The sequence below is a fragment of the Bradyrhizobium sp. CCBAU 45394 genome, assembly GCF_028128655.1.
Classification (GTDB): Bacteria; Pseudomonadota; Alphaproteobacteria; order Rhizobiales; family Xanthobacteraceae; genus Bradyrhizobium; species Bradyrhizobium diazoefficiens.
On the sequence record NZ_LBIX01000004.1, the window covers coordinates 621,939 to 643,804 of the forward strand.

Here is a 21,866-nt window from a genome sequence, read left to right on the forward strand (position 1 = left end):
AAAGGAGCGAACCTTGCAATGAGCCTTGGCTCAGAGATAGTTGATGAGGCTGATCTTCTGGAGCTGCGAGGTCAGCGCCAGCGCCGTCTGGATCTGGGTCTGCAAGGTGTTGACCCGGACCGATGCCTCGGTTGGATCGACCTTCTCCATACCGACGATCTGATTGTTCAGAATGTCCTGCTGCGTCTTGAGCTTGTTCGTTGCTGAGGTGATCCGCTGCTGGACCGTGCCGACGCCGCCGCCGAGCGTGGCGAGGTCCGTGATCGCACCGCCAATGAGGCCGATGGCCTTGTCCACGACGACCTGGAACGTCTCCTGGCTGAGTTTTGCATTCCCGAGATCCGCCATCATGGTGTAGGCCTCGGCGAGCTTGCGGAAGCCGGTCTGGTTGGCGCTGACGGACGTATCGGCGACCTCGGTCGTGGAGATACGGCTTTGCATGACCTGGTCAGTGGCCGATGACCAGTTGGTATTCCAGGCCGGGCTCGCGAACTCGGCATCGAAGGTGGTGTTGAGAAAGGTCTGCATTTGGGCCGGGGTAATGCCGCTGACGCCCGCTGAAGATTGCGAGAAGCCGAAGGCCGCAAGGAAATCGGCGTCGACCTGGTTCTTGCTGGCGGAGCCCGTGGCGTAGGCGGTGATCGGCGTGTTCTGCGTGTTGATGCCCGAGAAGAGATACGAGCCATTATACGAGACGTTCAGCGCGCCGATCAGATCCTGGAGGTTGGCGGACGCAGGCGGCAGGACGATCCGCCCGCCGTTGTCGGTACTGCGGGCCGCGATCAAGTCCTTGAGGAAGTCCGTTGCGGTCGTGCCGAGCTGGGTGATCCGGGTTTGCGTCACGTCGAGGCGTCCCGAGACGAGCTCGTTGGTATCGACGAGCTGATCGGCGAAGCTCCAGTCCGCCCGCAGGGTGACGTCGCTTCCCGTCGTGGCACCAAGCTCGAGGCCAACATCGGCGAAACGGCCGGTGGTCGCCTCCTTCGACGCCTTGCTCAGCGCAGCCTGGTTGTTCGTGATCGAGGTCCTCAACGACGAAGACAGCATCAAGGTCGAGATGTAGTTCGCGCTCATCATGGCTTAATTCCCCACGGCGGCCAGCAGGCTCTGCAACATTTGGTCGACGGTCGAGATGATCTTCGACGAGGCCGAATAGGTGCGTTCGACCTGAAGCATCAAGGACATCTCGTCGTCCATGTTGACGCCGCTGACGTTGGACAGCGCCGCGGTGCTGCGGTCGAGCAGAGTCTTCTGGTAGGTGACGTTGGAGTCCGCGGTCTTGCGCTGGTTTTCGATCCAGCTCGTCGACGACGACGCGAAGTCGATCAAGCTGCCACTCGGCTTGCCTTGCGTGGTCACATCGAACGGCTGCGACGCATCCATGCCCCCGATGAGCTGCTGTAGCCGGGCCGAGTAGCCGGCGTTGCCGGCGGTGTTGTATCGGTAGGCAACGTTACCGCTGATCGCACCGTCGCGCAGCAGATTTGGATTGCCGCCCTGCGCCGGATCGACCGACGCCGCGACACTGATCAGGCCGGCAAGGCCGACCGAGACGGTGGCGCTCGCCGGTATCGCCGGCGCGCCGGGATAGGTGAAGAGACCGGGAACGTCGGGCAGCGCCGCCGCGGTCTGATCGCTCTCCCTGAATGTGTTGATCAGGCCGCGCGCGATTTCGTCGAGCTGACTCTGATAGGTGACGGAGTCCTGGTCACGCAGCTGAGCGAGGCCGGCGAGCTTACCCGACTTCAGCGGCATCACCGAATTGGCGCCGGTTACCGGCACACCGTCGATATAGACCGCATTGCCGGTGGTGCCCGCCGTATAGATGTTGGTCGCCGTGAAGCTGACCGTTCGCGCCGTCTTGTCGAACAGCACGACACCGCTATCGGTGTAAAGCGCAGCGTCGCCGTTAGCGCGGATCGACATCGAGACGCCGACCTCCTGCGACAGTTTCGAAACGATGCTGTCCCGCTGGTCGAGGTAGTCGGTGACGTCGTCACCGGCAATCGTCCCCCTCACGACCGCGTTGTTGACCTGGTCGAACTGCGTAAGGAGCTGGTTGATGTTGGCGACCGAGGTCGCCATGTCGGCGTCCGCGCCCTCACGGACCGATTGCACGGTATTGGTCGCCTGGTTGAGCGCCGTCGCCATGTCCTTGGCGGACGTGATCGCCGCCTGCGCCAGCGTGGTGTTGTCGGGGGCGTTGGCATATTGCTGCAGCGCCTTCTTCAGCGCATTGAGCTGCGCCGTCGGCGACTGGTCGAGCTCCGTATCGTCCACCGTGGCAGATGCGATCTTCTGGAGACCGTCATAGATCGCGCCCTGCTTGGCCGACGACGAGGTCGCGGTCAGGACGTTGTTGTAGAGACCTGAGCTGGCGGCGCGCTGGATCGACGCCACATAGACGCCGGCCCCGGGCAGATTGTCCAGCACGGCGATCTTGCGCGAATAGCCGGCGGCGCTGGCACCGGCGATATTGCGCGAGATCGTCGAGGACTGGATGCCCGACGCCATGAGCGAAGCGCGAGCGGAGTCGAGAGCAGCGGTAAGGGACATGATTTGCGCTTGCCCGAAATGGGCGCTGAGGAATTCAGCGCTTCAGGTTGACGACGACGTCGAGCAGATCCGCGCCGGTCTGGAACGACTTCGAGTTCGCGGTGAAGCCGCGCTGGGCCTCGATCATCCCGGTGAGCTCATCCGCGAGATCGACGTTGGAGTCTTCCAGGGCGCCGGACTGGATCGTCCCGAGTCCGCCGGTGCCGGCATTCCCGGCCTGCGCGTTGCCGGAGTTCATATTGGTCGAATAGACGTTGCCAGGCTCCGGCGTCAGATTGTCGGGGCTCGGGACGTCGGCGAGCATGATCGTGTAGAGCGTCAGCTGCTGCCCGTTCTTGAGGATGGCCGTCACGTGGCCGGCGTCGTCGACGTCGACCTTGTCGATCGCGGCGGGGGCGCTGCCGTTGACGGTTGCCTTGAAGCTGAAGTCGGTTCCGGTCTGCGTCATGTTCGACAGGTCCATGGTTACCGCCGCACCGCCGGGAACGGTGAAGGAAAGAGTCGTCGGGCTCGCCGCGGCCAGCGCGCCTTTGCCGGTTGCCGTGGTATCGAAGGTGAAGGTGGTGGCGGCGCCGACCGACGTACCCGTCGCGGAGTTATAAGCCTGGATCTGCCAGGTGTCCGAGCCGGCGGCCGTCGCAGTGTGGGACATGTAGACGTCGAGCGTAACGGCCTGGCCGATATTGTTGTAGGCCACGATCGAGCTCTTCGATGAGTACGACGCCGGGCCGGGCGGACCGGCGATCACAGCCGCTTTCGGATCCAGATTGCCGGTCGTGAGCGTCCCCGCCGTCGACGGCACGGGCACTTGCGAAACCTGGGCAATGTTGACGATCTGCATGCCGGACAGGCTGTTCTGCGAGAAATTGGTCACTTTACCGGGCTGCCCCAGAAGGTAATAGCCAGCCGCGTTGACCAGATTACCCTGGGCGTCAGGCACGAACGAGCCGGCACGCGTCAGATATTGCTGCGTGTTGTTGGCGTTCGACACTACGAAGAAGCCGTTGCCCTGGACCGCGAGGTCCGTGGTCGACGTGGTGAACTGCGTGTGTCCTGCGTCGCTGATGGCGTAGCGGACAGTCGTCTCGACGGCGCCGGAATCGTAATTGCCCGAACCGCTCTTCAGGATCAGTGACGAGAATTCCGTCGAAGCCCGCTTGTAACCGGTGGTGTTGACGTTCGCGATGTTGTCCGAGACCGTCGACAGCTTGTTGGATTGCGCGGACATGCCGGAAACGCCGGTGCGCATAACACCATACAGGCTCATGGATTGGGCTCCTTTGGTAGGTTGCAGCTACAATGAGGGTTCTTGCTTGCGCGGGGCTGATGATTGGGAACCGTGCACAACTTCATGTTGTCAGGTCGTTTTCGGCTGACAGAACGAGCGCGCCTTGTCTGTCCACGCGCCGAAACCGCTCGAGACGAGATGAGCGACGATGTGACAGACATAGCGCTTCTGCGCCGGCTGGTTGTTGGGGCCCGCATTGTAGCGGGCGACCGCCATGGTCCAGCTTCCCTCGCGCTGTTTCAGCTCTTTCAGGAAGCGCGCGGCGTAGTCGACATTCCGGGCGGGATCGAACATCGCCCGCACCGAGGTGAACTTGTCGCCGTGGTAGTAGTGGTTGATCTGCATGCAGCCGAGGTCGATTAGCTTGATGCCCTTGGCTCGCATCGCCTCGAAATTCGCGATCGCGTCCTCCATGTCCTTGGCGAACACGGTCTGACCGTCGGCGCCGAGCGCATAAGGATAGAGCGCCCCGCGCCGTCCGGTCTCGGTGAGGCCGACGGCGTAGAGAATGCCGAGCGGGATGCCGTGCTGCTGGGCCGCATGCGCCATCTCGCGCTCGCAGGGGCGCGCGCTGTCGGCGGCCGCCTCGGCGGCGCCGGCGTTACAGATAAACAGGGCCGCGACGAATCTGCGGCGCCACGTCCTGGTCATGACGCGTCTCCTGGTTGGACTGGCGCTCCTGCCGGGCCTGTCTCGCATCGCCGTCCGATTGTCCCGACGACGTGCCGGCGCCGTCGAACGTGCCTTGCGACTGTGACGAGGGCTGTTGCTGGCCCGAGGGCTGCGGCTGCGACTGGCCGGACCCGCTCTGGAATCCGTCCAGCGAGCCGTGCTGGACGGGGGCGACGTCGGCGACGTAGCCGGCCGACTGCATCAGCTCGCGGATCGAGTCGCGCTGCTGGTCCAGCATCTGGCTCGTGTCCTTGCGCTCGGCCGCGAGGTGGACGGAGACCTCCGAGCCGACGAGGCGGAGGCGCACGGTGACATTGCCGAGCGACGGCGGCTCGAGGTTGACGGTCAGGATCTTGAGCGGCTGGTCCGGCGCATTGGTCTGGGACCCGGCGAGATCGGGGGCTGCGGACGCCGTCGGCGCCGAGGATTCCTTCAGCTCGGCGACCACCGCATTGGCGACCTGTTGCGGAGCGTTGAACTGCGCCGGGGGCAGATGGGTCTCCTGCTGGACCACGGTGACCTTGGTCGCCTCCGGCAATGCGTCCCGGGCCGAGGCCTTGACGGCGCGTTCGACATTGGCCGTGACGGCCTCGAAGCCCGATGTCGCGGGCATTGCCTTTGACGAACTCTCGTTGCCCTGCTGCGCGGCTGCCGCCTGCGAGGCCGCGGCCTGTGAGCGCGCGCCTGTCGGACCTGCCGAGAGCGGCGCGGAATCGGCGGCGGCGGCCTTCGCCATGCCCGTCGCCTGAACCTCGCCCTTCGTGGAGGAACGCCCGTCGCGCGCCGACGCATCCTTCCTGTCCCCCGCGGGCGATTGCAGCTTCACGGCCGGCACGGCGGCGAGCTCCTGTCCGACGATCGCGGCAATGCCCGGCCGGCTCGAAACGTCAGCCTTCGCGGCCTGGTCGAGCGGATCTTGCGTCTCCGACTCGTCGGACGATTTGTGACTGGACTTGGTCTCGTCGGCCGCCTCGGTGCGATCATGCACCGTCTCGTCCTTCTCGGCCGGATGCGAAAGGCGCGTGCGCAGCGTTCCCGCCTTCACGGCCGTATCGCTGCCCTCGTCTTTGAGCGCCCGTTTGGCCAGGTTCGAGACGGTGTGGAGCAGATCGTTGAACGACGAATCAGCCTGCGATTTCGTCCCGGCGCTCTTCGCCGAGCGCGACGTCCCGCGCATATTGAGACTCTCGGCGAGCCCCGAAAAAGCCTGTCCGGCGGTTCCGTTGAGCTTGGTCATGGGCGGCGATCCCTGGTGAGAAGTTCGAGTTCGCCGAGCTCCTTCCGCGCACGCGCGAGGGTCGCGGTCGACGATGCGAGATCGAGACGCGCCGGCGTGGCCGGAGGCTTGTCGGCGGTGGCGGCAGATCCGCTCGCGAACGGTTTGCGCACATCAAGCGCAAGCTGGACCGTTGCATTCAAGAGAGGAAGATCGCGCTCGGGCAGCTTCGACCGGTCGAGCGCCTTCAGCTCGGCGAGGCCGCCGTCATATTCGTCGGTGAGTACCCGCGAGGCGCCACGGAAAAAATGCGCACGCTCGCGCTCTGCCGAGGCATCGGCGCTGAGCGTCAGCGCCCGCTCGCCGGCAAGCCGGGTCACGGCCATCCGTCCACGCACCATCGCGGAGCGCGCGATCACGAGATAGAGCTTGAGGCGGCTTCCGCGATCGATCTGCTCCAGCATGGTGACGATCCGCGCAAAGCGGCGCTCGTCGAGAGCGAGGCTCGATTGCGTCAGGCCGGTGGAGAAGCGCTGCCAGAAATCGCCGGCATAGATCGAGTTGCGGTAATGGCGGATATAGGCCAGCGTCAGGAACTCGAACTTGTCGAAATCCTCGGCCTGCCCGACCAGCAGGATCTCGCGCCGCAGCGCCGCCTCCTCCACCAGCGTGCCGGGCAGGAGCAGGCGCGCATCGTCCAGACGCTCGATCGCGAGCGAGGCCTCGGTGCGAGCGAACAGCGCGCCCTGGACCAGCGCGACCTGTCCGCCCAGGCCCGACGGAATCGTCCTGGGCTTGACGTCCTTGAGCAGCTCGCGCGCTTCGTCCTGTCGGCCCTCGACATAGGCGACCGCGCCATCGAACAGCCGTCCGTCGACATTCATCTTGTCGCGCGGCAGCTTGCGGACCAGTTGCGGGGCGCCGCCGCTGAGCAGGTAGATGACGACGGCCTGGCCGTTCTGCGCGTTGCTCCACACGCTCGCATCGGCGGCGAGAAATTTCTCGCCGATCTGCCGGATCAGCGCGATGTGGCTGCCATGCGCCGCGGTGTCGCCGTTGGCGATACCGTCCTGCACGGCCTGCAATGCGCGCACGAGCTCATAGGGCTCGCCCGATGTCGACGCCGGAGCCGGCGCCGGATCGGCCAACGCGCGTGCCGCCGCGAACGGCAGCAGCACCAGCAGGGCGGCACGGAGGAGCGGCCTGATCAAGGGCGCTTCTCCCGGATCAAGATCTCGATCCGGCGATTTTGCGCGGCCGCCGGGTCGTTCTGAAGTTTCGGCCGCCGGTCGGCGTAGCCCTCGACATGCTCGATCCGCTGCGCGTCGACGCCGGAGCGGACCAGCATGTAATAGGCCATCTGCGCACGGGCGGTCGACAGCCGCCAATTGTCGTAGGTCTCCGACTTGTACGGCCGATTGTCGGTATGGCCGCGGACGATGATCGTGCCCTGTCGTTTCATCAGCAGCGGCCCGATCTTGTCGATCACGCGGATGAGCTCGGGCCTCGGCTCGGCCGAGCCGACCGCGAACATGCCGAAGCTCGCATCGTCGGTCAGGCTGACCAGCAGACCTTCCTCGACCTGACGCACCTCGGCCGCCGGTCCGGCGCCCGCCTTGATGTCCGACAGCGCTTCCGCGATCGCGGACTGGAGCTGCTTGACGGTCGGCTGCTGCGTTTGCGCGGCGTCGCGCGGTTCGGAATCCTTCGGCGTATCGCCGGGACGCCCTTGCGCAGCGGCACTGGCCTGAGCACCCGATTGCGCGTTCGCCTGCGCGCTGCCTTCGCGCGAAGACTGCGACGGCGCCGGCCCCGGCGGCAGCAGCGGCGACAGGCTTGCGGACGAGGCATCGGCGTTCGGCGCCACGCTTCCGCCGGCGTCGTCCGTCTTGGCACGGCGCGCCTGCGGCTCGCCCTGGCCGGTCCCGGTCGCGTTGTCGCGCACGGGTGCATTCGGCTTGGGCTCGCTCTCGATGATGCGATCCGAATCCTTGGACGCCTGCGGCGCCAGCTTCCAATAGCCGGGATCGAAGGGATCGCGGTAGGCGTCGCCGCCCTTGAGGCCGTCCTCTTCCGCGGACGTCAGGGCGCCGGCGCGGCGCTGGCCCGAAGCCTGGTTCGCGCTATTGGCGATCTCGGCAAGCGTCGCATAGGGATCGCGGAACAGAACCTTCTCTTCGTAGAAGGGCGGTTTCTCGGCCGTCGGGGAGTCACCGCGCCGCTCCTCGCTCGGCCCAGCCGGCTGACGCCTGCCGTCCTGGCCCTCGAACGTCGTCGGCTCCTTCTTGGAGAGATCCTTGAGGCCCTTCGGGGCGGGTGCGTTCTCCGCGAGCTTGATCGGGTTGAAATAGCTCGCGACCACCTGCTTCTGGTCCTGGTTGAGCGCGTTGAGCAGCCACATGACCAGGAAGAACGCCATCATCGCGGTCATGAAGTCCGCATAGGCGATCTTCCATACGCCACCGTGATGGGCCTCCTCGGCGAAGGCACTGCGCCGGCGGACGATCACGAGCTCTTGCTTGACCTCCTCCATGGCGGGTTACCGGCGCGCCTCATTGAGGCGGTCGCTCCAGGCCGCGATCTTCGTCTCGATCACGGTCTGGTCGGCCACGACACGGACCTCGAAAGTCTCGGCGGCCTCGTACTCGATGCCCGTTCGCCGGGCCGTCTCGAGCTGCGTCTTCACCAGGTCGAGCAGTTCGCTAGGCCCGGTGATCTTGAACACCGGCACCGGCGAATTGCCGGTCAGCGCCGCGATTTGCTCGACCAGCGACCCGATCGCCTTGTCGCGGACCGCATCGGCGAGGAACGGCAGCAATATTCGGGCAACGGAGCTCGCAATGTTGGTCTCGATCTCGCGGCAAGCCGCCTCGAAGCCGCTCACGATCGCGACCGCCTGCTGGTCGGACCATTTGGCCCGCTCCTCGCCAAGCCGGATCGCGCTGCGCACCCGTTCCTCGGCAACCCTGGCATCGCCTTCCGCGACGCCGGCGGCATGGCCGCGCCGATAGGCATCGTCCAGGAGATTGACCGGCGGGGCTTCCGTCGCGGGCGCCGGAGGCGGCGACTGAGGCTGCGACTGGGCCTGAGGCTGCGGTTGAGATTGAGGCTCGCGCCGGACTTCCTTCGGCCTCGTCAGCACGTCCTGGATCTTGGGCGGCGGAGGCGGCGGCGACGACTTGACCCGGCCGTTCGCGTCGAACTGCGTCAGGAGTTTTCCGATTGCCGCGTTCATGCCGCCTCCTCGCGTCGCATCCAGTCTTTAAGGATCGCTGCTGCCTGCGCCTGATCGAGCCGGACGATCTGCTCCAGCCGCTTCTGCGGCGTGCGCTGCATCTTGCCTTCGAGGTCCTCGACGAGGTTGAGCTCGGGGTCCTGGCTCTCGGCCAATGCAAGGGCTGTGGCAGCTTCAAGCTCAGCGGCCTCCGCCGCCTCGGTCTGCTCCTGCGCCGCGCGGTGGGTCAGAATGCCGTTGACCGCGGGGCGAAGGCCGAACCAGACCAGCATCGAAGCCACGGCCAGGATCGTCACTGCGTTGATGACGCTGCCGAGCTGCTTGTTGATCATCTCGACGAAGCTGATCGGCGGCACCGGCGCCAGTTCGCGCGAGCCCTCGATGAAGTCGACGGCCGTGACCTGGATCTGGTCGCCGCGCTGCTTGTCCAGTCCGCCGGCCGTCGCCGCGAGCTGGCTGATCTCGGCGAGCTTGCTGTCGACGATGGCCTGATTGCTCTTGTCGCCGAGATCGGCAACGAGGCGCGCGCGGTTGACCAGCACGGCGATGAAGAGCTTCTTGACCAGATAGCCGTCGCTCACCGTCGTCGTGGTCTTGGACGACACCTCGAAATTGGTGACGTCCTCGCGACGGGTCTTGTCCTCGCTGGAGTTCTTGCTGCCGCCGGCGTTGACCTGCTGGTCGGGAAGGTTCTGTTGCACCGTGGTCGGCGTCGATCGGTCGGCGTTCTGCGACGACTCCTTCTCGCGCACGTTCCGCACGGAACGCTCGGCACGGCTCTCCGGATCGTAGACGGTCTCGTTGGTCTGCCGCTTGTCGGTGGAGAGCTGCGGCGCGACGCTCACCTCGAAATTGTCGAGACCCAGATACGGCGTCAGCGCCTTGCGGATGTTCTCCTGAACCATCCCGCCGACCGTCTTCTGGAGGCTTGCCATCTTGGTCGGGGCAGCGGTGGCTTCGTCCTCTTCGGCCAGCAGCATCGAACCGTCGGCATCCAGCACCGTCACCTTGTCGCGGCTCATGCCGGGGATGGCGGCCGCGACGAGATGGCGGATCGACTGCGCCGTGCGCGCCTCGATCGCGCCGTCAGTGCGGAGCACGACCGACGCCGAGGGCGGCTGTTGCGTCGCGCGGAACGAGCCGCGCACCGGCATCACGATATGCACCCGCGCCGCCTTCACGCCCTTCATCAACTGCACCGTGCGCGCGATCTCGCCTTCGAGCGCGCGCAGTTTCGTGACTTCCTGCATGAACGAGGTCAGGCCGAGCGAACCGATCTTGTCGAACAGCTCGTAACCGGAATTGGCGCTGGTCGGCAGCCCCTTCTCGGCGAGCAGCATCCGCGCCTGCATGGTCTGGCTCGGACGCACCGAGACCGCGTCTCCGGCCGTATTGACGTCGAAGGCAATATTTTGCTCGCGCAAAGCAGCGCCCATGCGCGTCACATCTTCGCGGGAGAGGCCGGTATAGAGCGTTTCGAATTCAGGCCGGCTCAGATAATAGGCGCCGCCGACGACGGTGACGAGAACGGCAAAGCCGATCAATCCCAGGGCCATCAGGCGTCGCGGCCCAAGCTCCAGCAGATTGTTGAGCAGTTGCTGTATCTGCGCACGACTGAACAGCATATGACCTCGTACCAATGCGAACATATGGGACATTCCGCTGCCAACCTTGTCTGAAGGTTGCGCAGGAACACGAATGTGTCGGTTCGCGGGCGAGGCGTTGTAATTTTACAAGAAGTCGGGGGACGCTATCGCGAGGATCGGCAACAGGTGCACGGCCGGACGCATCGCGGCGCGATCGGCTGCGGCGTGTTACTTGAAATCTGGCGTCAGGAGATCGATTGCGGGCACATCTTGTGTCGTCATATCCGCCGTTCATGGCGGAGACCGTGCTCCCGAGGGAGCACGGTCGTTTTCGAAGCCGCGGCTTAGCGGAACAGCGACAGGATGCTCTGGCTGTTCTGGTTGGCGATCGAGAGCGCCTGAACGCCAAGCTGCTGCTGGGTCTGAAGCGCCTGCAGGCGCGTCGATTCCGCGTTCATGTCGGCGTCGACGAGCTGGCCGATACCGCGATCCACGGAGTCCATCAGGTTCTTGACGAATTCCGTGTTGGTCGCGATGCGGTTCTTGACGGCACCGAGATTGGCGGCGGCCGAGGCGACCGAGTTGATCGCAGCGGTGACCTGGTTGATGTAGCCGTCGAGCTTGGTCTGGTCAGTCGCCGAGTCGGTCAGCGCGCCGATGTTGATCGAGGCGACCGACGCGCCGGTCGAGCCGCCGACCACCGTATCCAGGATGCCGGTAGTGGATGAGCCGCCGGTGGTGTAGAGCGCGTAGGTGGCGGTCGTCACGGTGATGGAGCCGATGGTGGGCGTACCGCCGACGCGCGAGTACGACGACACGAGGTTGAAGGTCGTCGGCGTGGCCGTGGACGACGAGGGCGTGATGTCGATGCTCAGCCAGTTGATACCGTTGATCGTTGCCGAGTCGGACTTGAGCTTCATATCCTGCTGGATCTGGGTGACCTCGGCCTGGATCTTGGTCCGGTCGATACCGGCGGTCTTGGCTTCGACCAGCAGCGCCTGGAGCTTGGTCAGGCCGGAGTTCTTGTCGCCGATGACCGTGTTCAGAGCGGTGTATTCGGTGTCGACCATCGCAGCCGACAGACCGAGCGAATCGGAGACTGCGGACAGCGCGGCGTTGTCGGAGCGCATCGAGGTTGCGATCGACCAATAGGCCGAATTGTCCGAAGCGGTCGAGACGCGCTGACCGGTCGAGATCCGGTTCTGCGTGGTCGCGAGCTGCGTGCTGACATTGCGGAGGGTCTGCAGCGCGGTCATTGCAGACGAGTTGGTGAGGAGGCTAGAACCCATTTTGATGTCCCTTTGACGATTGAATTGAGTTTGGGGACATACCGGACTTGCACCGGTACGACAGGGCGGCATCATGCCTTTGGGCCACGGCAATGCGTGTGATGGACCCAATCTGTCGTAGCGGTGAGGTTACCCGCCGAAGCTTGTGCGAGGCTTGTGGCCCTGTGACTCGGTTGCAACACCGAGCCATGGCGTCGACGCGGCGTCACGCCTGACAAAAGAAAGGGCCGCGCTTCGCGAGAAGCGCGGCCCTCCCCCAGATGAGTTGAGGTTTAGCGGAACAGCGACAGGATGCTCTGGCTGCTGTTGTTGGCGATCGAGAGCGCCTGAACGCCGAGCTGCTGCTGGACCTGGAGGGCCGCAAGGCGGGTGGACTCCTGGTTCATGTCGGCGTCGACGAGCTGGCCGACACCGCGATCCACGGAGTCCATCAGGTTCTTGACGAATTCCGTGTTGGTCGAGATGCGGTTCTTGACGGCACCGAGATTGGCGGCGGCCGAGGCGACAGAGCCGATCGCAGCGGTGACCTGCGCGATGTAACCATCGAGCTTGGTCTGGTCGGTCGCCGAGTCGGTCAGCGCGCCGATGTTGATCGAGGAGACGGACGCGCCGGTGGAGCCGCCGACCACCGCATCCAGGATGCCGGTGGTGGATGAGCCGCCGGTGGTGTAGAGCGCGTAGGTGGCGGTCGTCACCGTGATGGAGCCGATGGTGGGCGTATTGCCGACACGCGAGTACGACGACACGAGATTGAAGCTCGTCGGCGTGGCCGTGGACGAGGAGGGCGTGGTGTCGATGCTCAGCCAGTTGATGCCGTTGATCGTCGCCGAGTCGGCCGTCGACTTCAGCTGATTCTGGATCTGGGTGACGTCGGCCTGGATCTTGGAGCGATCGATACCGGCGGTCTTGGCTTCGACCAGCAGCGCCTGGAGCTTGGTCAGGCCGGAGTCCTTGTCACCGATGACCGTGTTCAGAGCGGTGTATTCGGTGTCGACGGTCGCAGCGGACAGACCGAGCGAGTCGGAAACCGCGGAGAGCGCCGCGTTGTCGGAGCGCATCGAGGTTGCGATCGACCAGTAGGCAGCGTTGTCCGAAGCGGTCGACACGCGCTGGCCGGTGGAGATGCGGGTCTGCGTGGTGGAGAGCTGCGAGCTGACAGACCGCAGGGTCTGGAGCGCGGTCATGGCGGTCGAGTTCGTAAGCAGGCTTGACATTGCGAATGTCCCTTTATGTACGCGTTACATTTTCACGAGGGGACATACCGGGCTTTCACCGGTACGGAGGGGCGGCATCATGCCTTTGGACTGTTGTGGGTGGGGTCCAACCCGCCGTGACGCATTGCTAGCACGCGAAATCTTGCGCCGAGATTAAGATCGGCTTGAATTTCTCAGCAATATCATATGGTTACCATTACCCTCCGGTAACCATAAGCCGGTACTTCTTGCTAACCATGACCCGGCCGGCCGGCGGTCGCCGCCGCTACGAGAACGACCGCACCAGTCCGGAGGCCAGCAGGTTCCAGCCGTCGATCAGCACGAAGAACAGCATCTTGAACGGCAGCGCGAGGATCGTCGGCGGCATCATCATCATGCCCATCGACATGGTCAGCGTCGCCACGATCATGTCGATCACGAGGAACGGCAGCATGATGAGGAATCCGATCTCGAACGAACGCCTGAGCTCGGAGATCATGAAGGCCGGAATGATGACGCGCAAATCGATGCGCTTGTCGTCGAACTTCTTGCGAAAGCTCTCCGCGGCGAGCGCCTCGAAGGTCTGGAGATCCTTGTCGCGAACGTGCGCCAGCATGAACTCGCGGAACGGATCGGTGATCTTCAGATAAGCCTCTTCCTCCGAGATCTCGTTCTTCATGAGAGGCTGGACGCCGGTCTCCCAGGCGCGGTCGAAGGTCGGCGCCATCACGTAGAACGTCATGAACAGCGCGAGGCTGACCAGCACCAGATTGGCCGGCGTGGTCTGGAGGCCGAGTCCGGAGCGCAGGAACGACAGCGCCACCGCAAACCGCGTGAAGCTCGTCACCATGATGAGCAGTCCCGGCGCCACCGACAGCACCGTGATCAGCGCCATCAGCTGGATGATGCGGCCGCTGGTCGAGCCGTTGCCGGGCGGCAGCAGGGAGTTGAGGTCCGGAATCTGGGCGAACGCCATTTCGGGCAGCACCGCCAGAATCAACGCGAGCAGCAGGACTCTCAATTTCACTGAATCACCAACGTCTCAATGATCAATTCGCGGACCTTGCCCGACGAGCGGACATTGGCGCGCTCGGCGAGGTCATCGCGCAGATGCTGGAGCCCGCGCGATCCCTCGAACTGCGCAGCCGAGGCCGACCGCAGATAGGTGACGATGTCTTCGCTGATATGGGCGGCCAGGATGCCGGCGTCCTCGTCGCTCATGCTGTCGGTCACCATGGAGGCCTCGACACGGGCCCAGTTGTTGGCCGGCGCGGCGAGATTGGTCACGATCGGGGACAGTTTTCGAAGCCGCGCGCTGCCGGCGTAGCTCGACGCAAGCGGCGGCGGCGTAGGGCTCTTCTTCGCGTCGGCGACGCGCTCGGCGGCTGCAAACAGATGCAGGCCGGCAAGGGCGCCGGCACCGATCGCGACCAGGGTCAGCGCCACGATGGCGGCAATCAGGCGCATCACGTCCCCTGCCCTCGCGACGCGGCCCGGCCGGCGCGAACCTCAGAACGGTGCCACGGCGTCATAGATCCGATGTCCCCATCCAGGCTGCTGCACGTCCGACAGATTTCCCTGACCACCATAGGACACGCGCGCCTCCGCGATCTTTTCGTAGGAAATCGTGTTGGTTCGCGAGATATCGCGCGGACGCACGATGCCGCCGACATTGAGCACGCGCATCTCGGTGTTGACGCGGAACTCCTGCGAGCCGCTGATCATCATATTGCCGTTCGGCAACACGTCGGTGACGATGGCGGCGATGGACAGCTTGATGTCCTCCGTGCGATCGATCTGGCCGTTGCCCTTGATCTGGGTGTTGGTGCTGAGGTTGGCGGTGGTTTGCCCCTTGTCGGCCCATCCTGCGACGTCCATCAGCCAGTCGAGCCCGAACTTGATCTGCGAATCGCGCGAGCGGCCGGTCTTGTTGTCGAGCTTGGCCTTGTCCTGCATCGAGATGATCACCGTCACGACGTCGCCGGTGCGCCGGGCGCGGGGATCGCGGTAGAGATCGGTGCCGTCGTCCCAGGTCGAGCGATAGCTGACCGGCGTGCGCATGCGCGGCGTCACCGGGATCGGGTCGGCCTGCGTCCTCAGGCCGCTTCCGACCGGCGACAAGCGCGGGCCGGTCAGGGCGTCCGCCGGATCACCGACGCATCCGGTAAGCATCAAGAGCGGCAGGATGAGGATCAGATTCTTCATCTATTTGGTCTTTCCGTCATCCACGCGGCGCATTCCGCCGAGCAAATCGGCGAGGTGCGCGGCGCGCGCCGTATCCATCTCGTTGAAGATCGCGCTCGAGCTCCTCGGGCTGAGCTTGGCGAGCACGGCGGCGGCGGTCTCGTCCGCCATGCCGGCGATCTGGGTGGCCGCGGCGTCCGGCTTCATGCGCGAGTAGATCTCGACGACCTGGGCCTCGGCCTTCTTCAGGAAGTCGTCGCGCAGCGCCATCCACTTCTCGTATTCGGCGCGCTTGGCCTCGACCTCGGCGATCCGCTCGCGGAGCTGGGTCTCGGCCTTCTCCAGCTCCTTGAGCTGCCAGGCCAATCTCGCATCGACGGCGGGATCGGCCACGTTGCTGCAGAACAGCGCGACCTCGTTGTCCGCGGTCGCAGCGGCCTGCGGCGGTGCGGGCTTTGGCGGCGCCGTGACACTGCCGGGCTTGGCCGGACGTAGCGGCGCGGGTGCGGGCACTGGCGCCGGTGCAGGCGTCTCGGAAGCCGGCACCGCACCGGTGATCGCCGGTCCGGTATCTTCGGCCGCCCACGCCGTCGCCCGGGTGGCCGCATTGTCACCCTGGATCGGCGTGCGCGGCTTCTGCGGTCCGGGCGCGCGGGCGCGCGCGAAGGAAAGCAGGTTGAGCGGCTTCGACGATCTGGCCTCATCCAGCGCCAGCACGGGCGAAGCGCTCGCAAGCGCCGCGGCCGCGGCCAGGAGGAGGAGTTTGGCTTTGTGATCCAGCTTCAACATCGGGCCGCGTGCGATTCTCGGTCGAGACCTGAGCATTGAGCGACCAAGCTTGCACGACGCTTATGCGTCATTGGACGATGACATCGGCCTGGAGCGCGCCGGCCGTCTTGATCGCCTGGAGGATCGCGATGATGCCTGACGGCTTGAGGCCGATCTGGTTCAATCCGCGCACCAGGCGCTGGAGATCGACGCCGCTCAGGATCGCCACCTGCGATCCGGCCTCGTTGGCCTCGACCACGGTCTGGGGAACCACCACCGTCTGCCCGCGCGAGAACGGCGCCGGCTGCGACACCACGGGCATCTCCGTGACGCGGACGGTCAGATTGCCGTGCGTCACCGCAACCGTCGATATCCGCACGTCCCGTCCGATCACCACCGTGCCGGTGCGCTCGTTGATCACCACCCGCGCCGGCGTGTCCGGCTCGACCGTCAGCTCGCCGATTTCGGCGAGGAAGCGGACCGGGCCGATATGGCGCGGCTTCGACAAGACGATGGTGCGGTAGTCGCGCTCGAAGGCGATCTGCGCGCGATAGCGGCCGCCGGCGTAGCGGTTGATCGCATCGAGGATGCGCGTTGCGGTGACGAAGTCCGGGTTCTTGAGCTCAAGCACCAGGAATTCCATCTCATGGAGGCTTCCCTGCACCTCTCGCTCGACCAGCGCGCCGTTCGGAATGCGGCCCGCGGTCGGGGTGCCCTGGCTGACGTTCTGCGCCTGACCTCCCACGCTGTAGCCGGCGACCGTGACCGCGCCTTGTGCCACCGCATAGACCGCGCCATCCGCCGCGCGCAGCGACGTCATCACCAGCGTGCCGCCGAGCAGCGAGGTCGCATCGCCGAGCGACGACACGGTCACGTCCATCCGCTCGCCTGCCCCGATCGAAGGTTGCAGGTCCGCGGTCACCATCACAGCGGCGACGTTGCGCGTGCGCAGGGTGGTCGGGCGCGCGGGGTTGGTGGTGCTCGTGGTCTCGTTCCTGACGTTGATGCCCATGTTCTCGAGCATCGATTGCAGGGACTGCTCCGTGAACGGAGCATTGCGAAGCGTGTCGCCGGTGCCGTTCAGGCCGATGACGAGGCCGTAGCCGACGATCTGGTTTTCACGCAATCCCTTGATGTCCGCGATGTCCTTGATGCGGACGGCGGCCTGGGCGCTGGCCGCGGAAACGACAAGGATGAGCGCAAGCAGGAGCCTGGTCATGATCCGTCCACGACCTTGACGGTGCCGTCCGGCTGGACGACTCCCCTGATGATCACGCCGGTGTCGGTGTTTCGCACTGGAATCAGTGCGCCGGCGGCGCCCGATTGCATCGCCGAGCCGTAGGTGACGATCGACAGGCCGCTGTCCTCGACGACGACCTTGACCATGGCGCCGCGGGCGACGGTCCAAGGATCTTCCACCGAGTTGGTCGGGATGGGCTGGCCCGGCAGCAGCGCGCGCCGGGCCATGCGGCCGACCAGGATCTGGCGTCCTTCGATGAACTGGGCGACGCCGAGCAGGTTCGGCGCGAAGGCGCGCTCCGTGATCATGTCGTCCCGGATCAGCTCGCCGGCACGGATCGACACGGCCGGCACGGGAAGCCGCTTCTCCTCGGCTGCAGCGACGCGCGCCGAGACGAGAACCAGCAGCACGGCGGCCAACCCGCGCACGATCAGGCCCACCCTGTTCAACATGGACACACCGGAACTAGCGAAGGCCCTTCGATACGGTCGAGGCCATTTCATCCGAAGCCTGGATGACCTTGGCATTCATTTCGTAGGCGCGCTGCGCCGAGATCAGCTCGGTGATTTCCTTGACCGGATCGACGTTCGAGGCCTCGAGATATTTCTGGTTGATCTTGCCGTAGCCGGCATCGCCCGGCAGTCCGACGACCGGCGTGCCGGACGCCGTGGTCTCGCGATAGAGATTGCTGCCGAGCGGCTCGAGGCCTGCCTCGTTGGCGAAGTTGGCGAGGTTGAGCTGGCCGATCTGCCGCGGGTTCACTTCCGTGTCCAGCTTGGCGAACACCTGTCCGGTCTGGTTGACCGTGACCTCGACCGTCCCCTGCGGGATCGTGATCGCGGGATCCAGCAGGTAGCCGTCGGTGGTGACGAGTTGACTGTTGGCATTGGTGTTGAACGAGCCCGCCCGGGTGTATTGCACCTCGTTGTTCGGGCCCAGCACCTGGAACCAGCCGCGGCCGTTGATCGCGAGGTCGTAGGGATTGCCGGTCTGGGTGAGCGCGCCCTGGATGTGCAGCTTGCGGATCGCCGCCGACTTGACGCCGAGGCCGAGATTGGCGCCTTCCGGAATCGGCGACGAGCCGTTGACGTTCGCGACGCCCTGCATCCGGTCCATCTGGTAGAACAGATCGGTGAACTCCGCGCGCGCCCGCTTGTACGACGTCGAGTTGATGTTGGCGATGTTGTTGGCGATGACTTCGATATTGGTCTGCTGGGCATTCATGCCCGTGGCCGCAATGGCAAGCGATTTCACAATGTGACTCCTTCAGATCAAATCGACATACGAACGACTTCTTGGTAGGCCTGCACGACCTTGTCGCGAACCGCGACCGCCGTCTGCAAGGCCTGCTCGGCCGACATCAGCGCCTCGACGACGCGCCGCGTCGATTCCTTGCCCTGCATCGCCGAGATCGACGCCGCCTCGCCCGCCTTCAGCGTGCCGATCGCGTCCGTCGTCACCTGCTTCATCACCGAATCGAAGCCGACGTCGCCGCCGGACTGGATCGCGGTCGGCGCCGCGGGCGCGATCGCCTGCGTCTCGGTTGCGCGGCTCGCCGCCTGGCCTGCGGAGATCGCCGTGGACGAAATTGCCTCAAGCATTGTCAGCTCCTCAGAAGGTCGATGGTCATGCCCAGCATCGACCTCACCTGTTTCACGACCTGGAGATTGGCTTCATAGGACCGGTTGACTTCCCGCATGTCGGCCATCTCGATCATCATGTTGACGTTCGGCAGCTTGACGTAGCCGGACTTGTCGGCGGCGGGATGCCCAGGATCGTACTCCACGCGGTACGGCGTGGTATCGACGCCGACCTCCTTGACCTTCGCGAGCTGCGCGCCCGAGGCACGGTCCATCGCGGCATCGAAGGTGATCGTCTTGCGCTGATACGGATCGGCGCCGGCGGTCCGTCCCGTCGACGTCGCGTTGGCGAGGTTTTCCGAGACGATGCGCATGCGCGTCGACTGCGCTTCGAGCCCGGAGCTCGCAACCGTCAGGGAGGCGCTCAATGAGTCCAGCATGTCAATTCACCTCAGGTCTTCACGCTCGACAGCAGCATTCGGTGGAACGACCGCACGACCGCCGAGTTCATCGAGTAGTCGCGATTGACGTCGTTGCCCTTGATCATCTCCTGCTCGAGACTGACGGAATTTCCGGAGTGAACCACGTCCCAGCTGTCCTTCTTGGAGGTCGCGCGCGTGTCGGTCTCGGTCGCGGAAAGCTGCATGTGCGTCGGTGACGTCGTCGCGAGCCTGACCGGCATTCCGTCGAGCACCTTGTTGAACGGCTCGACGTCGCGCGCTTTGAAGCCCGGCGTATTCGCGTTGGCGACGTTGGTGGCGATGGTCGACTGGCGGAGTTCGAGGTACCGCGCTTGCGACGATGCGAGTTCGAAGAGATAAAGCGGTCCCACGACAGTCCCATTCTGGTCCATTCGAGGAGAAGCCTAGGGCGTTAAGCTTTCGTCAAGCTGTTGGGCGAAGCACCATCCTCGGAAATCTACTGGACCTTCTCGGGCCGGGTCGTCTGCTTCGACTGCAGGAAGTAGATGATCTCGGCGACGGGCCGGAAGAATTCGGCCGGAATCACCTGATCGACCTGAACGGCCTCGTAGAGCGCGCGCGCCAGAACCTTGTTCTCGATCACGGGGATTCTATTCTTCTCCGCGACTTCGCGGATCTTCAGCGCGATCACGTCCATGCCCTTGGCCACCACGAGCGGCGCCGGGTTTTCCTCGCGGTTGTAGCGCAGTGCGATCGCAAAGTGCGTCGGGTTCGCGATCACCAGCGTCGCGCGCGATGCGGAGGCGATCATCCGCTGTCGCGAGCGGTCGCGCGCCAGCGAGCGGAGGCGCGCCTTGACCAGCGGGTCGCCTTCGGCCTGCTTGTGCTCGTCCTTGATCTCCTGCCGGGTCATGCGCAGCTCGCGCCGCCAGTGGAAGCGCGCCCAGGCGAGGTCGATCGCGACCAGGACGATGGTCGCGATACAGATCGCCGAGACGATCCGCATCGCGATGTTGAGGATCATCTCCGGAAGCGCGACGGGGTCGGTGTACATCGCCTCGAACGCCTTCGCTTCGGACGAGCGCAGCACGAAGGCGACGACGACGGTCACCGAGGCGAGCTTGAACAGCGACTTGGCGAACTCGACGAGACCCTGCGTTCCGAACAGCCGGTTCCAGCCGCTCACCGGGGAGATTCGCGAAAGGTCCGGCATGATGCGCTGAAGCACCAGGTTGGGCGCGTTTTGCAGCAGCGACGATGCCAGCCCGAACACGAGCAAAACGACCAGCAGCGGCACCAGGAATCGCAGCGCCTCGAGTCCCACCACGGTGAGGAGGTTCTGCGCGTCCGCCCCGGTGGTGAGGGGGAAGCCCTCGGGATCGTCGAGGAGGCTCTTCAGGGTCGGCGTCAATTGCTGCACGCCCTGGCCGATCAGGAACATCTGGATGACCATCAGCGCCGCCATCGACGCGAAGATGGAAGCCTCCCGAGAGACCGGAATTTTGCCCTGTTCGAGCGAATCGCGGACTTTCTTCTCGGTCGGCTCTTCTGTCTTGCTCTCCTGATCGGTTGTTTCTGCCATGCCCGTTCAGCGGTCAGCGGAAGACCAGCTCATCCTCCTGCTCGGGGTTGAGCTCGATTTCGCCCTTCTCCGCGAGGTCGAGCGCGAGATCGGTGATCACGCGCCGGGCCTCCAGCACGTCGCGCTGGTTCGACGGTTCGCCGATCGCGAGCTCGTGCTCGACGACGCGGCGGACGCGCGATGCGACCGACGACAGGATCAGCTCGCGGAAGTTCTTGTCGGTCCCCTTCAGCGCGATGACGATGCGATCGGTCGGCACCTGATCGAAGATCATGGTGCGCGCCTTCGGCGTCAGGTGGATCACGTCGTCGAAGGTGAACAGCAGCTCCTTCAGCACTTCGGCCGATTTCGGCCGCTTCTCCGACAGGCTCTTCAGCATGTCCTCGATGTGGCCGCGCTCCATCTTGTTGATGATGTCGGCGACGCGGGCATAGGTGTCCGCGCCGAGGTTGCGGGCGAAGTTCAGCGTCAGGTCCTCGTGCAGCGTCTTCTCGAGAACCTTCATCGCGTCGTCGGCGATCGGCTTGAGGCTGAGCACGCGCCGCATCAATTCGTTGCGCAGGCTGGACGGCAACTGGCTCATCACCTTGGCGGCACAGGCCGGCTTGACCTTGGACAGGATGAGGGCCGCGGTCTGCGGATGCTCCTTGGACAGGTAGGTGGCCAGCGAATTTTCCGACACCGACGAGACACGATCCCACACCGACCGGCTCGAATTGCCGAGCAGGTCCGTCATGATCGCCGAGACCTGGTCGGCCGGTAGCACGTCGCCAAGCACGGCCTCGAGGCCGCCGAGCGTGCCGAGAATGTTGGCACCCATCGAGAACTGCTGGGCGAACTCCTCGACGATCCCCTCCAGCTCCTGCGCGGTGATCGGCCGCAGCTCGGCCGCGGCCTTGGTCACGATGCGGATATCCTGCGGCTCGAACTGCGCGAGCACGCTCGCGGCCGCCTGCCGGCCCATGGCCAGCAGGAGTGCCGCGACCTTCTCCGTTCCGCCCAGCGTGGCAACGCCTCGCTGCTTGATGGGAGCGATGCCGACCTGTGCCGCCATG

23 protein-coding genes are annotated in these 21,866 nt (G+C 65.0%); all 23 read right to left on the reverse strand.

What is annotated here, in order from left to right; all coding sequences use genetic code 11:
* Positions 1-30 precede the first annotated feature (30 nt).
* Entirely contained in the window at positions 31-1,077 is a 1,047-nt protein-coding gene (locus tag WN73_RS03685; protein WP_028175230.1) for a flagellar hook-associated family protein, read from the reverse strand.
* A 3-nt stretch (positions 1,078-1,080) separates the two neighbouring features.
* Complete coding sequence (gene flgK, locus WN73_RS03690) at positions 1,081-2,556, reverse strand: flagellar hook-associated protein FlgK (protein ID WP_271551490.1); 1,476 nt, start codon at positions 2,554-2,556, stop codon at positions 1,081-1,083.
* 34 nt (positions 2,557-2,590) lie between these two features.
* Positions 2,591-3,823, reverse strand: a complete 1,233-nt coding sequence (locus WN73_RS03695) for a flagellar hook protein FlgE (protein ID WP_028175229.1) — start codon at positions 3,821-3,823, stop codon at positions 2,591-2,593.
* Positions 3,824-3,913: 90 nt separating this feature from the next.
* Positions 3,914-4,495, reverse strand: a complete 582-nt coding sequence (locus tag WN73_RS03700; RefSeq protein WP_271551493.1) for a lytic transglycosylase domain-containing protein — start codon at positions 4,493-4,495, stop codon at positions 3,914-3,916.
* Positions 4,446-5,753 (reverse strand): flagellar hook-length control protein FliK, encoded by a 1,308-nt coding sequence (gene fliK, locus WN73_RS03705; protein WP_271551495.1) that lies wholly within the window; start codon positions 5,751-5,753, stop codon positions 4,446-4,448. The genes WN73_RS03700 and fliK overlap by 50 nt, the downstream gene beginning before the upstream one ends.
* Positions 5,750-6,943: a chemotaxis protein gene (locus WN73_RS03710; protein ID WP_271551497.1), complete on the reverse strand. Its 1,194-nt coding sequence runs from the start codon at positions 6,941-6,943 to the stop codon at positions 5,750-5,752. The genes fliK and WN73_RS03710 overlap by 4 nt, the downstream gene beginning before the upstream one ends.
* A complete protein-coding gene (locus WN73_RS03715) occupies positions 6,940-8,265 on the reverse strand; it encodes a MotB family protein (protein WP_028175226.1) in 1,326 nt (441 codons plus the stop codon). The genes WN73_RS03710 and WN73_RS03715 overlap by 4 nt, the downstream gene beginning before the upstream one ends.
* 6 nt (positions 8,266-8,271) lie before the next feature.
* Positions 8,272-8,967 (reverse strand): hypothetical protein, encoded by a 696-nt coding sequence (locus tag WN73_RS03720; protein WP_011089601.1) that lies wholly within the window; start codon positions 8,965-8,967, stop codon positions 8,272-8,274.
* Positions 8,964-10,592 carry a flagellar basal-body MS-ring/collar protein FliF gene (gene fliF, locus WN73_RS03725; protein WP_028175225.1) on the reverse strand — a complete coding sequence of 543 codons (1,629 nt, stop codon included), beginning with the start codon at positions 10,590-10,592 and terminating at the stop codon, positions 8,964-8,966. Before fliF ends, WN73_RS03720 begins: the two co-directional genes overlap by 4 nt.
* Before the next feature lie 305 nt (positions 10,593-10,897).
* Entirely contained in the window at positions 10,898-11,842 is a 945-nt protein-coding gene (locus WN73_RS03730; protein WP_011089603.1) for a flagellin, read from the reverse strand.
* 272 nt (positions 11,843-12,114) lie between these two features.
* Positions 12,115-13,056: a flagellin N-terminal helical domain-containing protein gene (locus tag WN73_RS03735; RefSeq protein ID WP_011089604.1), complete on the reverse strand. Its 942-nt coding sequence runs from the start codon at positions 13,054-13,056 to the stop codon at positions 12,115-12,117.
* 265 nt (positions 13,057-13,321) lie between these two features.
* On the reverse strand, positions 13,322-14,062 hold the full coding sequence (gene fliP / locus WN73_RS03740) for a flagellar type III secretion system pore protein FliP (RefSeq protein WP_011089605.1): 741 nt from the start codon (positions 14,060-14,062) through the stop codon (positions 13,322-13,324).
* Positions 14,059-14,502: a flagellar basal body-associated FliL family protein gene (locus WN73_RS03745; RefSeq protein WP_028175224.1), complete on the reverse strand. Its 444-nt coding sequence runs from the start codon at positions 14,500-14,502 to the stop codon at positions 14,059-14,061. The genes fliP and WN73_RS03745 overlap by 4 nt, the downstream gene beginning before the upstream one ends.
* Before the next feature lie 42 nt (positions 14,503-14,544).
* Complete coding sequence (gene flgH, locus WN73_RS03750) at positions 14,545-15,240, reverse strand: flagellar basal body L-ring protein FlgH (protein ID WP_011089607.1); 696 nt, start codon at positions 15,238-15,240, stop codon at positions 14,545-14,547.
* Entirely contained in the window at positions 15,241-16,008 is a 768-nt protein-coding gene (locus tag WN73_RS03755; protein ID WP_271551510.1) for a MotE family protein, read from the reverse strand.
* Positions 16,009-16,075: 67 nt separating this feature from the next.
* Complete coding sequence (flgI, locus tag WN73_RS03760) at positions 16,076-17,206, reverse strand: flagellar basal body P-ring protein FlgI (RefSeq protein WP_028175222.1); 1,131 nt, start codon at positions 17,204-17,206, stop codon at positions 16,076-16,078.
* On the reverse strand, positions 17,203-17,679 hold the full coding sequence (gene flgA, locus WN73_RS03765; protein WP_161533556.1) for a flagellar basal body P-ring formation chaperone FlgA: 477 nt from the start codon (positions 17,677-17,679) through the stop codon (positions 17,203-17,205). The genes flgI and flgA overlap by 4 nt, the downstream gene beginning before the upstream one ends.
* A gap of 13 nt (positions 17,680-17,692) precedes the next feature.
* A complete protein-coding gene (flgG, locus tag WN73_RS03770; RefSeq protein WP_011089611.1) occupies positions 17,693-18,481 on the reverse strand; it encodes a flagellar basal-body rod protein FlgG in 789 nt (262 codons plus the stop codon).
* Between the two features lie 17 nt (positions 18,482-18,498).
* Positions 18,499-18,828, reverse strand: a complete 330-nt coding sequence (locus tag WN73_RS03775; RefSeq protein ID WP_011089612.1) for a flagellar hook-basal body complex protein FliE — start codon at positions 18,826-18,828, stop codon at positions 18,499-18,501.
* Positions 18,829-18,830: 2 nt separating this feature from the next.
* Positions 18,831-19,247 (reverse strand): flagellar basal body rod protein FlgC, encoded by a 417-nt coding sequence (flgC, locus tag WN73_RS03780; protein WP_011089613.1) that lies wholly within the window; start codon positions 19,245-19,247, stop codon positions 18,831-18,833.
* An 11-nt stretch (positions 19,248-19,258) separates the two neighbouring features.
* Complete coding sequence (gene flgB, locus WN73_RS03785; RefSeq protein WP_011089614.1) at positions 19,259-19,660, reverse strand: flagellar basal body rod protein FlgB; 402 nt, start codon at positions 19,658-19,660, stop codon at positions 19,259-19,261.
* 65 nt (positions 19,661-19,725) lie between these two features.
* Positions 19,726-20,811, reverse strand: coding sequence for a flagellar biosynthesis protein FlhB (flhB, locus tag WN73_RS03790; RefSeq protein WP_161533554.1), 1,086 nt, complete (start codon positions 20,809-20,811; stop codon positions 19,726-19,728).
* A gap of 13 nt (positions 20,812-20,824) precedes the next feature.
* Positions 20,825-21,865 (reverse strand): flagellar motor switch protein FliG, encoded by a 1,041-nt coding sequence (locus WN73_RS03795; protein ID WP_011089616.1) that lies wholly within the window; start codon positions 21,863-21,865, stop codon positions 20,825-20,827.
* Between the last annotated feature and the right edge of the window lies 1 nt (position 21,866).